Here is a 14,026-nt window from a genome sequence, read left to right as displayed (position 1 = left end):
GCGGACACGGCAGTGAGCGGCCAGCAGACACCGGCACCGGACCCGTACTTCCCGCAGAACGGCGACCCGCGCTACCGCGCGCACCGCTACGAACTCGCCCTGGAGTACCGCCCGGGACCCAACCGGCTCACCGGCCGGGCCCGGATCAGCGCGATCGCCGGCCCGGCGGCCCTGCCCGAGTTCCAGCTCAACCTCGCCGACTTCAAGGTGGGCCGGGTCCTGGTCGACGGCCGGGCCGCGCACTACACCCACCGCGCGGGCCGGCTGCGGATCCGGCCCGCCAAAGCGCTGCCCGCGGCCGCGGCCTTCACCGTGGAGGTGCACTGGTCGGGCAACCCCCGGCCGGTGCGCAGCCCGTGGGGCGGTCTCGGCTGGGAGGAGCTGACCGACGGCGCGCTGGTGGCCAGCCAGCCGGTCGGCGCCCCCTCCTGGTACCCGTGCAACGACCGGCCCGCCGACAAGGCCTCCTACCACATCTCCCTCAACACGCCCTCCGCCTACACGGTCGCGGCCGGCGGCCGGCTGCTGACCCGCACCACCGGGGCCAGCACCACCACCTGGGTGTACGAGCAGCCCGCGCCCACCTCCAGCTACCTCGTCGGCCTGTCCGTCGGCATGTACCAGACGGTCCCGCTCGACGGCGCCGGACCCGGCGGCGTCCCCCAGAGCGCCCACGTACCCGTGCACCTGCTGCCCCGGTTCTCCCACGACTTCGCCCGCCAGCCCGCCATGATGCGCCTGTTCGAGGAGCTGTTCGGGCCCTACCCCTTCGGCGAGTACACGGTGGTCGTCGCCGACGAGGAACTCGACGTGCCGGTGGAGGCCCAGGGGCTGTCCACGTTCGGCACCAACCACGTCGACGGCGCCCGCGGCGCGGAACGGCTCATCGCCCACGAGCTCGCCCACCAGTGGTTCGGCAACAGCGTGACCATCGCCGACTGGCGGCACATCTGGCTCAACGAGGGCTTCGCCAAGTACGCCGAATGGCTCTGGTCGGAACGCTCCGGCGGCCGCACCGCACACGAACTGGCCGCCGCCGCGCACCGGCTGCTCGCGTCCCGGCCGCAGGACCTGCGCCTGTCCGACCCGGGCCGCAAGCTGATGTTCGACGACCGCCTCTACCAGCGCGGCGGCCTCACCGTGCACGCGCTGCGCTGCGAACTGGGCGACGGGGCCTTCTTCCGCATGCTCCGCGACTGGGCGACGCGGCACCGCCACGGCGTGGTGACCACGTCCGCCTTCACCGCGCACGTGGCCCGCCACGCGGACGCTCCGACGGACGCCCTGTGCGCGTCCTGGCTGGACGAACCGGCCCTGCCCCCGCTGCCCCGGCCCCCGCACGGCCCCTGAGCGGCGGGTCCGCCGCCCCGCCCCGACGCGCTGTCAGACCCGGGCCCTAGGCTGGGGGCAGTTCGGTGATCAAGGAGTGGGCTGTGCGGATAGAGCGTCATCAGGTGGACGAAGCGGCTGTTTCGGCGGCCCTGGAGGACTTCGAGAACCGGATCGGGGGGCAGGTCCGCACGATGTCGCGGGGAGGGCCGATGGCCACCTACGAGTGGCAGCGGCTCGCGGAGGAACTCCTCGACCATCTGGGCGCGCTGTCCGTGGGGACGCCCGCCCTCGACACCCCGGAGGCGGAGGCGGTCCTGAAGGACGCCGCCGCGGCCGCGGCCGGCGCGGTCGCGTACGCCGCGTACCACACGTACGAGTCCTTCCACGTCTTCCTCGACCACGTGAACTTCGGGATGAGTTACCGGCCTGGTGGCGAGCGCGACGAGCTGGACGGCGTCACCCCCTCGGAGTGGATCGACGCGTTCTGCCTCACGATCCTCGCCGACAAGGTCGCGGACAACGGCGAGGCGTTCCACTTCGCCCGCCAGGACTGGGCCGAGAACGCTCCGGGCAACCCCGCCACGGAGCTCGTCAAGGGCCTCATGGCCGAGGTCGTCGGGGACACCGGGGACGAGGAGGTGGAGCCTGCGCCGGGCGTCCGGGCGGAGCTCGCCGCCATCGACGCCGGGCTGGAGCGGATGCGCGCGCGGGCCGCGGACGGCGAGGGCGCTCTCCTCGACCGGCCGCACGCCATGGGGTTGCGCGTGCTGCGCGCCCTGTCCGCCGGTGACCGCGAGGCCTTCGACTCCGGGCTCGCCGCACTCCTGTCGGCCCACAGCGCCCAGCCGGGCCCCGGCGTCCGGCCGCGCAGTCTCCTGCCGCTGCTGCCGCTCGCCCTGGCCGCGCTGGCGTACCGGAGCCACGGCTGGACACCCGCGGCCGACACGGACTACCTGCCGCTCGCCCTGGTCACCGGCTTCGCAACGGTCTGAGGCCGCGCGCGCCGGACGGCTGCCCGCCGCAGCCGCCCGGCGCGGCGCGTCAGGCGCCGTCGACCAGGCGCTGGAGGCCGGGCGCGTACAGGTCGGCCAGGTGCTCGGCGCTCGCCTGCGCGCCCGCCCCGTCGGGGCGGTGCAGGCTCAGGGTGGCGCCCAGCCCCAGCAGCTGGCCGGCGATCAGCTCGGCGCGCAGTGCGGCGTCCGGTCCCGGCAGGCTCCGGGCCAGCCGGTCGGTGACCTGCTCGCGGAATCGCGCCCGCAGCAGGGTGCGTTCGTCCTCGATGCCGAGGGAGAACACCACCCGCAGCAGCGGGTCCCCGCCGAAGCGGTCACGGAGTGCGACCATGGTCAGGACCAGGTGCCGGCCGAGCTGCGGGAGCGGGGCGGCGAACAGGGCGTCGGCGGCCGCCCCGAAGTCGGCGACCGTGTTGAACAGGGCCTCCTTGGTGCCGAACCGCTTCACGATCAGCGAGGGGCTGACCCCGGCCGCGGCGGCGATGCCGCGCAGGGTGACCTCGGCGTACGGCCGCAGCGTGAACGCCCGGCGCGCGGCCCGCACGATGGCGTCCCGCCCGCTCCCGGCGCCCGCCTCGCCCGCCTCGCCCGAGGCGGGCGTGGTGCCCGCGCCGGTCGCGGGGGCGGTTCCGTCGGTGGTGCTCATGCGCTCTCCCGGGCGGCGGTCACGGACGCTGTCACCGTGACCGTACCCCCCTTCGCTCCCCGGCCGCGCGGACGGTCCGACGGCAGGAACAGCGTGGCGGCCAGCGCGGCGAGCGCGGCTCCGGCGGCGATCAGGAAGATCAGCAGGTACGCGTGCAGGGTCGGGGCGGTGCGCCCGCCCGCCCTGAACGTCAGATGGGCCAGCACGGCGGCGACCACCGCGCTGCAGCAGGCCTGGCCGACGGACCGCATCAGGGTGTTCAGACCGTTGGCCGCGGCCGTCTCGCCCACCGGCACCGCCCGCATGACCAGGGCGGGCAGTGCCGAGTACGCGATCGCCGTGCCCGAGGAGACGACGGTGGCGCCGGCCACGATCATCCAGAGGCTGTGGCTGGTGTAGAAGCGGACCACGTAGCCGACGGCCATCACGACGGCGGCGAGCGCGAGGGCCGTGCGGGGCCCGTACGCGGCGGAGATCCGCGCCGAGACGGGGGAGAGGGCGACCATCGCGAGGCCCCCGGGCAGCAGGCACAGGCCGCTGACCACGATGGACGTCCCGAGCCCGTACCCCGTACTGGTGGGCTCCTGCACCATCTGCCCGGTGACGAGGGAGTTGGCGTAGAAGGCGAAACCGATCAGCAGGGCCGCCACGTTGGTCAGCAGCACGGCGGGCCGCGCCGAGACCCGCAGGTCCACCATGGGCGAGCGGGTGCGCAGTTCGTAGCGGCCCCACAGCAGGCCCACGGCCGCGGACGTGCCGAGCAGGCCGAGGGTGCGCGCGGAGGTCCAGCCCCAGTCGGCGCCCTGGGTGATGGCGAGCAGCAGCCCGACGAGGCAGCCGGCCAGGCCGAGGGTCCCCAGGAGGTCGAAGCGGCCCCGGGAGCGTACGGGGGACTCCGGGACGATCCACAGCACCAGGAGCAGGTCGGTCAGGCCGAGCGCGGCCGAGGCCCAGAACATCGTGTGCCAGTCGGAGTTCTCCATGACCACCGCGGCCACCGGCAGGCCGATCGCCGCCCCGATGCCGAGGGTCGAGCTCATCAGGGCGATCGAGGGCAGCACCCGCTCGGGAGGCAGTTCGTCGCGGATGATGCTGATGCCCAGCGGGATCACCGCGAGGGCCGCGCCCTGCAGGGCCCGGCCGGTGATCAGCACCCCGATGTCGGAGCTGACCGCGCACAGCACCGAGCCGAGGGTCAGCACGCCGAGCGAGGCCAGCAGGACCCGCCGCTTGCCGTACATGTCCCCGACGCGCCCGAGCACCGGGGTGAAGACCGCCCCGGTGAGGAGGGTGATGGTCACCAGCCAGCCGGCGGCCCCGGGGCTCGCGCCCGTCAGGGCGGGCACGTGCGGCAGCAGCGGGACCACCAGGGTCTGCATCACGGCGACGACCATGCCGCAGAAGGCGAGGACGGGGACGACGAGCCGGGCGTGGGCGCGCGGGCGGCCGGAGGCCGGTATCGCGGAGGGCATGCTGCTCCAGACGGGGGAGGAGAGCGGGACACCAAGGGGGTGCACGATTGTTCACCCCCAGGGTAAACGACTGTGCACCCCGCTGTCCGCACCCGTGCGGGCCCTCACCCCGCAGGCGCCGCAGGGCCCTCCGCGCCCGCCGGACGGCAGTAGCGCCGCACCAGCTCCTCGTGCTGCGGAAACAGCGCCGCCAGCTCCTGCGGCCGGCCCAGGGTCATGTCGGCGAAGTCGAACCCCGGCGCGACGGCCTCGCTGATCAGGGCGTGGTCCCCGGCCGTGAGGTGGGAGGCCTTCCACACGCCGCCCGGCACGGCCAGGGTCAGCACCTCGCCCCGCCCCGGGTCCTGTCCGAGCACGGCGGTCTCGTGCCGGCCGTCCGGATGCAGCAGGTGGTAGGTGAGCGGATCGCCGTGGTGGTGGAAATGCAGGATGTCGGAGCGGTTCAGGTGCCAGTGCCCCACCGGGGACCAGTGGGTGAGCAGATAGTGGATCGACGTCAGGGTGAACCGGTCACCCGCGTCGGTCGCGATCAAAGGGCGGTGGTCCGCCTGGAAGGTCCGCCGGAAATACCCGCCCTCCACGTGCGGTTCCAGGGCGAGGGCGTCGATCCAGTCGTGTGCCGTGGGCACGGTTTTCCTCCTCGGGTGGGCACCAGGTCGCTCGAGTATCGGACGCCCGCCCCCGGCCGCCCCGTGGTTCCAGGCGGATTCGAGGGCGGTTCCACCCGTAATGCGGTGGACATTTCCGGAACGACCGTAATCTCATTCCCGTGCCCCGCCGCACGTCTCACCTGCGGGGCGCTCGACGGAGCGTCACCGAATCCATTCGGAAATGACGGGCGATCCCCTTGTCGGAAACTCATTGAATTCGAGCGGGTGGAACGGATGGGAATTCCTGTGGACCGAGAATCGAATACCCTGACCGCCCCGCGCCCGGACCACCGCACCGGCCGGCCCGCCGGCGGCCCGGTCCCCTTCGCGGCGACCGCGGTCGAGGTGGCCGGCGACCCCGAGGACGGCCCGCACCTCCTGTACCGCGCCGCCCGCCGCCTGTGCGAGGCCGCCGGGCCGGACGCCGTGCTCACCCATGCCGGAGGGGAACTCACCGCCCGCCTCGAACCCGGCCTGCACGCGGCGATGTACGTCTCCACCGAGATGCGCCGCGACGGCGCCGGATCGCCCCTGCTGCGGCTGAACCTGCGCCTGGCGGGCCAGGGCAGGACCCCCTCGCCGGCCTCGCTGGAGCACTGGGCCGAGATCTGGCACCGCCAGCCCCTCTCCCCGCACGAGGTGGTGCGCGTCGCGGGCGAGCTGCCGCTGATGAGCGCCGCCGTCGAACGCCTGCGCCCCGGCCGGCCCCTCGAGGGCTTCGCGGTGCTGGTCACCGGCCACTTCCTCACCGACCTCGTCCACCTCGTCGGCTGCCTCGCCGAACTCGGCGCCCCGCTGGACGCGATGACGGTCCTGCGCAAGGACTACGCGTACCAGTGGCGCCACCGCGTCCACGGCCACCTCGTCGAACAGGGCGTGCGCGTCGTCGACGCCGGAGACCCGGCCGCGGTGCGCGAGCACACCGAGCGGGCCCGCCGCAGGGGCCTGCGCTGCCTGGCCCTGGACGACGGCGGATACGTCGCGCCGGCCCTGCTGGACCGGGCCCGCGCCGGGGAGCCCGCGCCGGCCGGGGCGGGGGAGTGGGCAGGGGTGGTGGAGCAGACCATGTCCGGGATCTACAAGCTCCAGGGCCGCGAACCCGAGCTGCCCTTCCCGGTGTTCTCGGTGGCCCAGTCCCGCCTCAAGGGGCGCATCGAGTCGTACTGGATCGCCGAGAAAGCCGTCACCACGGCCCTGGAACTGCTGCCCGCCGTCAAGATCGAGGGCCAGCCGGCGCTGGTCGTCGGCTACGGCAACGTCGGCGCGCACATCGCCGCCCTGCTCACCCAGCGCCGGATGCGGGTCGCCGTCCACGACGCCGACATCCTCCAGCTCATCGACGCGCACGAGAGCGGCTACGTCACCGACCGGGACCTGCCCGCCCTGCTGGACCGGCACGAGCCGCTGCTCGTCTTCGGCGTCACCGGCCGCACCAGCATGTCCACCCGGGAGTTCCGCTCCCTCAGACGCCCCGCCTACCTGGCCAGCGTCAGCAGCCGCGACATCGAGTTCGACCTCCCCGCCCTCGAGGCCCTGGCCGAGGGCGATCCCGTGGAACGCCCCTGCTCGCGCACCCACGTGCTGCCCGGCGGCGTCGACGTCACGGTGCTGGCCGGCGGCCGGCCCGTCAACTTCCACGAGACGGACAGCATCAGCAACCTCCACTCCGACCTCGTCTACGCGGGCATGCTCACCGGAGCCTGCGCCGTCGCCACCCGCCCCGCACCCCCCGGCCTGGACCGTGCCTGGGCCGACGCCGTCCTGGAGGAGTCCGGTCTGCTCCAGGACTACTACGACCGCTACGGCCCCCACGCACGCGTCACTGTACGGACCACCGGCTCGGCGGCCCGCACAGCTCGTTGACGCCCGGCCGTTCAGCCGCAGTCGTCGTACCCTCCGCCCCAGTCGTCATCGTCGTCGTCGTACCAGCCGTGGCCGTGACCGTATCCGTCGTCGTCCCATCCGCCGCCACCGTGGCTGTAGGTGACCGCGTGGGTGGGCGCTGCGGCGGAGGCCGTGCCCGCCGCGCCGAGGGCGGCGCCGCCGGCCAGGAGGACTCCGATCGCGGAGGCCGCGAAGAGCCGCTTCACTCTCAGTGCTTGCATGGTTTCCCAACCCTTCTCGTACTGCGCCGCACACGGCGCTGAGCGGATTTCTCCTCCTTTCGCCAACAGAACGGAGTTTCTGCCCTTGCCCGATACACGTGGGGGGCGCATCCGCCGTCAACGTGGCCGATCGGGCCACGGACCCATGGGCTGGACCGCTCATTCACCGGGCCGTCTGCATCACCGCAGGTGATTCACCCGTTCGCACGGTGGCGGCCCTCTTCTGACCATGCTAGTCACCTACCTGTGAGTCGTCACCTCGGGCGGCCCGCAAGCGAGCCCGGATTCCCGAGAAGGGTGTGCCCCCGTGGAACAGGAACGCACGACGTGCTGCGTGGTGGGAGGGGGGCCGGCCGGCATGGTGCTGGGGCTGCTGCTGGCCCGGGCCGGGGTCGAGGTGACGGTCCTGGAGAAACACGGGGACTTCCTGCGGGACTTCCGCGGCGACACCGTGCACCCGTCGACCCTCTCGCTCCTGGACGACATCGGCCTCGCCGAACGCTTCGCCCGGCTGCCGCAACGCCGGGTCTCCTCCGTCCAGCTGCCCATCGGACCCGACCGCTCCCTCGTCACGGTGGGCAACCTCGCGGCCCTGCACGGCACGTACAACTACATCGCGATGGTGCCCCAGTGGGACCTCCTCGACCTCCTCGCCGACGAGGCGGGCAAGGAACCGTCCTTCCGGCTGCGCATGGACACCGGCGCGACCTCGTTCCTCATGGAACGCGGCCGGGTCACGGGCGTGCGCTACCGCACCGCCGACGGCCGCACCGGCGAGCTGCGGGCCACCCTCACCGTGGCCTGCGACGGCCGCAGCTCGCTCGCCCGGACCCTGCCGGAACTCGGCCTGGAGGGCTTCGCCTGCCCCATGGACGCCTGGTGGTTCCGCCTGCCGCGCCACGAGGACGACCCCAGCGGGCTCGTCGGCGGGCTCGGCGACCGCTTCTTCACCGCCCTCATCGACCGGGGCGACTACTGGCAGTGCGCCGCCCTCATCCCCAAGGGCACGGACGCCGAGCGCCGCGCCGAGGGGCTGGAGCGCTTCATGACCCGCTTCACGCAGGCCGCGCCCTGGCTGGCCGACCGCGCCGGCTCCGTCACCTCCTGGGACGAGGTCAAACTCCTCGACGTCCGGCTCGACCGGCTGCGCCGCTGGCACCGGCCGGGACTGCTGTGCATCGGTGACGCCGCCCACGCGATGTCGCCCGTCTTCGGCATCGGCATCAACCTGGCCGTCCAGGACGCCGTGGCCGCCGCCCGCCACCTGGTGCACCCGCTGCGCGCGGGCACCGTCGGCCTGCACGACGTGCGCCGCGTCCAACTGCGCCGCTGGCCCACCACGGTGGCGACGCAGGGCCTCCAGCGCCTGGCCCACGCCCAGGTCATCGAACCGCTGCTGGCCGGCCGGGCCGCCTTCGGCAACCCCCGGCGCGCCCAGCGGATGACGGAACTGGTCACGGAATCCCGCTGGCTCAATCGCATCCCCGCCCACTTCATCGGCTACGGAGCCCTCCGCGAGCGCCCCCCGAAGGAGTCCCTGCGCTGACCCTCCGGACGGCCCGCGGCCGGCCCCCCGGCGCGCTGCCGCACACCCGCGTGGAAGTAGGGTCTCCGTTTATTCGGACTGGCTGGATATGATCGGCATCCCCACCCCACAGGGCCGTGTCGGCAGTTCCCCCCTGCCCGCGTCCAGGCCCGTCTCCGCCGCTCCCGAGGACCGATGTCTGCGATGGCACCCGAAGGCCCACCGAGCCCGCCGCCCGTCCGGCGCCGCCGCACCGTACGCCTGCGTACCCTGCTGGTCTGCCTGGCCGTCGTCCCCACCGTGGCGATGGGTACCCAGACCGCCGTCACCGCCCAGCGCCTGCTGGCTCAGTCGGAGCACCTGCGCGCCGACGTGGAGGCCGGCGAGCGGATCGGGGTACCGCTGGTCAAGCTGATGAACGAACTGCAGGCCGAGCGGGCGATGACGGCGGCCCGGTGGGCGGGCTCGCCCGTCACCGACGAGGCCCTGCGCGACAAAAGGGCAGAAACCGACCGGGCGGCCGCGGAGTTCCGCCGCATATCGGGCACCGGCAGCGACCCCGCGCAGGGCTCGGAACACAGCCCCGACGGCCCCGGCGAGGGACGCCTGGACACCGTGAGCGGGCGGCTCGACCCGCTGGCCTCCTACCGCAGGCGCGTGGACGCCCACACCGGCAGCGCCGAGCAGGCGGTCGGCTACTACACCGGCGTCATCGACGACATCATCCGCGCCTACCAGGACGAATTCAGCCACCCTCAGGATGCCGACCTCGGCCAGGAGAGCCGCCCGGCCGTCTCCCTGTTCTCGGCCACCGAGATGGTCGCCCGCGAGGACACCGCTCTCGCTCTGGCCGGTCCCTCCCGTGAGCTCGCGGCCACCGGTTTCTCCCAGTTCCTCGACGCCGTCGGCACCCACCGGTACCTGTACGACACCTGGATCGTGCCGTACCTGCCGCCCGCCGAACGCGCCTCGTACGACAAGCTCATCGCCTCGCAGGCCTGGCAGACCAAGCTGCGCATCGAGAACGCGGTCATCGCCAACCACAAGGACACCGCCACCGGCGTGAAGCTGCCGGCCGACGTCGCCGAGTGGCCCGACGCCTACCGGGCGTTCGCACCGGCCCTCGCCGCCCTCAACACCGCCCGCGCCCGCAGCGTGTTCGACGACGCCGACGCGAGGGCCTCCGAACTCCAGGCCGAGGTCTCCTGGCTGATCGCGGCCAGCGGCGGCGCCCTGCTGCTCGTCACCGCCGTCGTGGTGCTCACCACGCGGTCGGTGCTGCGCCGGCTGAACCGGCTGCACACCCGTACCGTCGCCATCGCCGAGAAGACCCTGCCCGACGTGGTGGCACGCCTCCAGCGCGGCGAGCCCGTCGACGAGGACGCCCTGCCCGCCGTCCGCGGCCGCCAGGACGAGGTCGGCCAGATAGCCGACGCCTTCGCCCGGGTGGTCGCCGCCTCCGTCGACGGGCACCGGCAGCTCGCCGCCGAACGGCACGGCTTCGGCCTGTTCGCCTCCGGCATCGCCTCGCGCACCGGAAACCTCGTCAGCCGGCAGCTCAGCCTGACCGAGGACCTCCAGGACACCTTCGGCCACGACGAGGCGCTCCTGGCCCAGTTGATGCGCTCCGACCAGCTGACGGTGGGCATGCGGCGCCAGATCGAGAACCTGCTCATCCTCGCCGGCGGCGAGATCCCCGACCCGCACACCGAGCCCATGCGCGTCGCCGACCTGCTGCGCGAGGCCGCCGCCGAGGTCGAGGACTTCCGCCGCATCGAACGGCAGGCCCTGGACGAGGCCAGCGTGCAGCCGCACGCCATCAGCCAGATCAGCCACCTGCTGGCGGAACTCCTGGACAACGCGACCCGGTTCTCGCCGCCCCGCTCGAAGGTGGTCGTCCGCGCCGAACTCGTGGCGGACGGGCTGTCCGTGGAGATCGAGGACCGCGGACCGCGCGTGTCCCCGGCGGGCTACGAGGCCATGAACGAGCGCCTGCACTCGGCGCCGCCGTACTCCGTCCTCGCCGAGAACGCCCACCGGCTGGGCCTGTTCGTCGTGGGCCACCTCGCCGACCAGCTCCAGGCCCGCGTCACCCTGCGCCGCTCGGTCTACGGCGGGACGGCCGCCGTGGTGATCCTGCCGAGCGCGCTGCTGGCACCCGCCGCAGGGGAACCGGAGCCCCGGCGGCGGCCCGCGCCACAGCCCCGGCCCGCCCCCGTACCCGACCCCGTACGCCTGCCCGTCCGCGAACGGGCGGCCGAGACCGGGCCCGAGGCCGGGGACCCGCCGGCCGGCGCCACCGCGACCGCCGCACCCGCGCCGCTGCCGGCACCGCGCGGGCCGGCGCTGCCGACCCGCGCCACGGCCCCCGCCGACCCGCGGCCGGCCCTGCCCGAGCGCGTCCCGCAGACCCACCTCACCCGGCAACTGCGCGGCCCCCGCGCCCCGGAGCCGGACGCCGGCCGGGACGCGGCGACACCCGAAGAGGTGGCCGACGCCTGGGCGGACTACGAAGAGGGGACCAAGAAAGTGGAAGCAGAGCTCGGAGCGGACCAGCCATGACGACGACATCCAGCGACATGATCTACGGCATCCTGGACAACAACCTGAGCCGGATCGCCGGCATCCAGGGAGCCGTGCTCCTGTCCAACGACGGCATCAAACTCAGCGCCTACCTGCTGGAGCGGGACCAGGCCGAGCGCATCGCGGCCGCCTCCTCCGGCATCGCCGCCACCATGAAGGCGATATCCCGGGAGATCGACGGCGGGCGGGTCATCCGCCAGCTGGTCGAGATGGACGACCGCTACCTGTGCGTCGTCGGCTGCGGGGAGGGCAGCACGCTCATCGTGGTCACCTCCCGCAAGGCGCGGCTCGGCGAACTGGGCGGCGAGGCCGTACGGACCGCCCAGGCGCTCGGCGAGTGGCTGGGAACCCCCGAGCGCACCTCCGCGCCGACCGCGTAATGCCCGACGAGCCGCAGCGCCGAAGCCCCCGCCGGACCCGGCTGTACGCGCTCACCGACGGCCGCACGTCCGCCGCCCCGCAGACCGTCCTCACGATGGACACCACCATCGTGGCGGCGGTCCCCGCGGACGACGACGACCCCGGCCTGGCCACCGAATGGCGGGCCGTCCTGGCCCTGTGCGCGCCGCCCGCCGGGATGGCGGTCGCCGAGATCGCCGCCCGCATGCACATGCGCCTGACGCCGATGACGCTCCTGCTGGGCGAACTCGCGGACCGCGGGCTGATCGACCACCGGCCGCCCCTGGAGGGCGCCGAGACCACCAATGTCCACCTGCTCATGAAAATCAGGGACAACCTTGCCCGGATATGACACCTCCGTCGCCCCCGCCGCCCGGGAAGCGTCCCCGGTCAAGATCCTCATCGCCGGCGGCTTCGGAGTCGGCAAGACCACCCTGGTCGAGGCGGTCTCCGAGATCGAACCGCTGCGTACGGAGGAACGCCTGACGAGTGCCGGGGTCGGTGTCGACGACCTCGACGGCATCGAGTCCAAGACCCTCACCACCGTCGCGATGGACTTCGGCAGGATCACCCTCACCGAAGCCGGGGTCGTCCTCTACCTGTTCGGCACGCCCGGCCAGGAGCGGTTCTGGTTCATGTGGGACGACCTGCTCAGCGGGGCTCTGGGGGCGCTCGTGCTCGTCGACACCCGCCGCCTGGACCGGGGATTCCCGGCGATCGACTTCTTCGAGAGCCGGGGGCTGCCGTTCGTCGTCGGGGCGAACTGCTTCCACGGCGAACAGCCCTACACGGCCGAGGAGATCGCCGCCGCCCTGCACCTGAGGGACCCCGCCACCCCGGTGCTCCTGCTGGACGCCCGCTCCCGCGCGGACGCGCGCGACTGCCTGCTGGCCCTGCTCGACCTGGTCATCGCCCGGGCGGGGGCTCCCGCGGGAGCCCCGGCAGGAGGCCCGGCGCGGATCTGACCGGCGCCCGCGCGCCGGTGCTACCGGGGCGCGGGGCGGCGGGCGGCCGCGGCCCCGCTCTCCTCCAGCAGGATCCGCAGGGCGTACTCGGCGGCCCGCCGGCGCAGGAACACCTGGGCGCGGGTGCCGGAGGCGAGCCCGCGGGCCGCGGCGGCGCCCTCGCGCGTCGCGTCGTCCCGGGTCTCGCGCCAGCCGTGCGCGGTACGCCGCACGGTGCCGTCCCAGGCGGTGTGGCGGGCCATCCAGAACCATCCGGCCCCGGCGGGGCAGCAGCCCCACACCACCGCGTCGAGGCAGGCGTCCTGCCTGTCCTGCCCGTGCGCCTGTGTCTCCCGCGTCACGTGCGTCCCCCCGGTTTGCGTCCTGGCTCGGACCGCAGGCTAGGTCAGGGCGCGGGGCACGAGGGAGTCCGGGTTTCGGCCAACCTGGAAGGCGCCGGCGGCACGGACTCCCGGGCGCGGCTCAGGAGCGGCCCGGCTGCGGCGCGGCGGGAGCCGGGCTCACGGACGGGGCCGGGCTCTGCGAGGGGGCCGGGCTCTGCGACGGGGCCGGGCTCTGCGAGGGGGGCGGGCTCTGCGAGGGGGTCGCGGCGCAGACGACCTCGTCGCGCGGGGTGTAGTGGGTGCGGAACGTCTCCCGCCCGACCTCCCGGCCCTGGTGGACGAACACGCGGTCGACCGCCACGTCGAACCCCTCGAGCGGGGTCTGCGCCTGGCAGTCGGGGCCGGAGGCCTCGCGCTTGGCGGGCGGGACGACGTTCGTGCGGGGCCCCTGGGTGGCGCGTACCGCGTCGTACTGCCGCGTGCCGATCAGGGTGATGGTCACCGAGGTGTCGGTGGACTCGGCCCGGATGGTCAGGGGGTGGCTGGAGTCGTTCCTCCAGCGCAGGTCGAGGGTGCCCCAGGCGACGGTGGCCTCGCGGCCCTCGGGGTAGCGCTCGATGTAGAAGGAGTGGGCGCCGTGCTCCACGAACGGGGCGCCCGAGAAGAACACGGCGTTGTACACGGCCGTCGCCACGCTGGAGACACCGCCGCCCGGCGCCTTCACGTAGCGGCCGTCGTTGATCATGACTCCGTCGACGAAACCGTTCTCCTTGGTGCGCTCGCCGACGGTCCGGTTGAAGCTCCAGGTCTGGCCCGGGGCGACCACCGAACCGTCGATCAGCTGGACGGCCCGCCCGATGTTGGTGGTGCGGTACGGGGCGGCGGGGAAGTTCACCGTGAACGAGGACACCACCTGACGGCCCTCCGCCGCACCGCCCACCCGGCCGGCCACCGCCCCGGCCGCCTGCCCGGCCACCGGCGGCACCTCGGCGCCGGAGGCGTGACCGGCCGGG

Annotated in this window: 13 protein-coding genes and 1 pseudogene; 8 read left to right on the top strand and 6 right to left on the bottom strand. The window is 73.9% G+C overall.

What is annotated here, in order from left to right; all coding sequences use genetic code 11:
- Positions 1 to 12 precede the first annotated feature (12 nt).
- On the top strand, positions 13 to 1,350 hold the full coding sequence (locus tag B4U46_RS01785; RefSeq protein ID WP_079423431.1) for a M1 family metallopeptidase: 1,338 nt from the start codon (positions 13 to 15) through the stop codon (positions 1,348 to 1,350).
- 83 nt (positions 1,351 to 1,433) lie between these two features.
- Positions 1,434 to 2,324, top strand: coding sequence for an Imm49 family immunity protein (locus B4U46_RS01780; RefSeq protein WP_237292511.1), 891 nt, complete (start codon positions 1,434 to 1,436; stop codon positions 2,322 to 2,324).
- 49 nt (positions 2,325 to 2,373) lie between these two features.
- On the opposite strand, the gene B4U46_RS01775 is transcribed toward B4U46_RS01780, so the two are convergent.
- From B4U46_RS01775 to B4U46_RS01765, 3 genes are all read right to left on the bottom strand, one after another.
- On the bottom strand, positions 2,374 to 2,991 hold the full coding sequence (locus B4U46_RS01775) for a TetR/AcrR family transcriptional regulator (protein ID WP_079423427.1): 618 nt from the start codon (positions 2,989 to 2,991) through the stop codon (positions 2,374 to 2,376).
- Positions 2,988 to 4,463 (bottom strand): MFS transporter, encoded by a 1,476-nt coding sequence (locus tag B4U46_RS01770; RefSeq protein ID WP_079423425.1) that lies wholly within the window; start codon positions 4,461 to 4,463, stop codon positions 2,988 to 2,990. Before B4U46_RS01770 ends, B4U46_RS01775 begins: the two co-directional genes overlap by 4 nt.
- 104 nt (positions 4,464 to 4,567) lie before the next feature.
- Positions 4,568 to 5,092 carry a cupin domain-containing protein gene (locus B4U46_RS01765; protein WP_079423423.1) on the bottom strand — a complete coding sequence of 175 codons (525 nt, stop codon included), beginning with the start codon at positions 5,090 to 5,092 and terminating at the stop codon, positions 4,568 to 4,570.
- A gap of 267 nt (positions 5,093 to 5,359) precedes the next feature.
- Between B4U46_RS01765 and B4U46_RS01760 the strand changes: the two genes are divergently transcribed.
- A complete protein-coding gene (locus B4U46_RS01760; protein ID WP_107438201.1) occupies positions 5,360 to 6,976 on the top strand; it encodes a hypothetical protein in 1,617 nt (538 codons plus the stop codon).
- Between the two features lie 11 nt (positions 6,977 to 6,987).
- Here B4U46_RS01760 and B4U46_RS01755 read toward each other — a convergent pair whose 3' ends face one another.
- On the bottom strand, positions 6,988 to 7,218 hold the full coding sequence (locus B4U46_RS01755) for a hypothetical protein (protein WP_100864548.1): 231 nt from the start codon (positions 7,216 to 7,218) through the stop codon (positions 6,988 to 6,990).
- 358 nt (positions 7,219 to 7,576) lie between these two features.
- On the opposite strand from B4U46_RS01755, the gene B4U46_RS01750 reads away from it, so the two are divergent.
- From B4U46_RS01750 to B4U46_RS01730, 5 genes are all read left to right on the top strand, one after another.
- On the top strand, positions 7,577 to 8,764 hold the full coding sequence (locus tag B4U46_RS01750; RefSeq protein WP_079431495.1) for an FAD-dependent oxidoreductase: 1,188 nt from the start codon (positions 7,577 to 7,579) through the stop codon (positions 8,762 to 8,764).
- Between the two features lie 174 nt (positions 8,765 to 8,938).
- Complete coding sequence (locus B4U46_RS01745) at positions 8,939 to 11,305, top strand: sensor histidine kinase (RefSeq protein ID WP_079423417.1); 2,367 nt, start codon at positions 8,939 to 8,941, stop codon at positions 11,303 to 11,305.
- Positions 11,302 to 11,706: a roadblock/LC7 domain-containing protein gene (locus B4U46_RS01740; RefSeq protein WP_079423415.1), complete on the top strand. Its 405-nt coding sequence runs from the start codon at positions 11,302 to 11,304 to the stop codon at positions 11,704 to 11,706. Before B4U46_RS01745 ends, B4U46_RS01740 begins: the two co-directional genes overlap by 4 nt.
- Positions 11,706 to 12,077 carry a DUF742 domain-containing protein gene (locus tag B4U46_RS01735; protein WP_079423413.1) on the top strand — a complete coding sequence of 124 codons (372 nt, stop codon included), beginning with the start codon at positions 11,706 to 11,708 and terminating at the stop codon, positions 12,075 to 12,077. The genes B4U46_RS01740 and B4U46_RS01735 overlap by 1 nt, the downstream gene beginning before the upstream one ends.
- Positions 12,064 to 12,690, top strand: a complete 627-nt coding sequence (locus tag B4U46_RS01730) for a GTP-binding protein (protein WP_079423411.1) — start codon at positions 12,064 to 12,066, stop codon at positions 12,688 to 12,690. Before B4U46_RS01735 ends, B4U46_RS01730 begins: the two co-directional genes overlap by 14 nt.
- 20 nt (positions 12,691 to 12,710) lie before the next feature.
- Here B4U46_RS01730 and B4U46_RS01725 read toward each other — a convergent pair whose 3' ends face one another.
- Together B4U46_RS01725 and B4U46_RS01720 are read right to left on the bottom strand one after the other, a co-directional pair.
- A complete protein-coding gene (locus tag B4U46_RS01725) occupies positions 12,711 to 13,031 on the bottom strand; it encodes a hypothetical protein (protein ID WP_079423409.1) in 321 nt (106 codons plus the stop codon).
- Positions 13,032 to 13,152: 121 nt separating this feature from the next.
- Positions 13,153 to 13,926, bottom strand: a pseudogene (locus B4U46_RS01720) (VanW family protein); the annotation flags it as partial.
- Positions 13,927 to 14,026: the final 100 nt, after the last annotated feature.

The organism is Streptomyces katrae (assembly GCF_002028425.1).
In the GTDB taxonomy this organism is placed as follows: Bacteria; Actinomycetota; Actinomycetes; order Streptomycetales; family Streptomycetaceae; genus Streptomyces; species Streptomyces katrae_A.
This window is presented reverse-complemented; position numbering and strand designations above follow the sequence as displayed.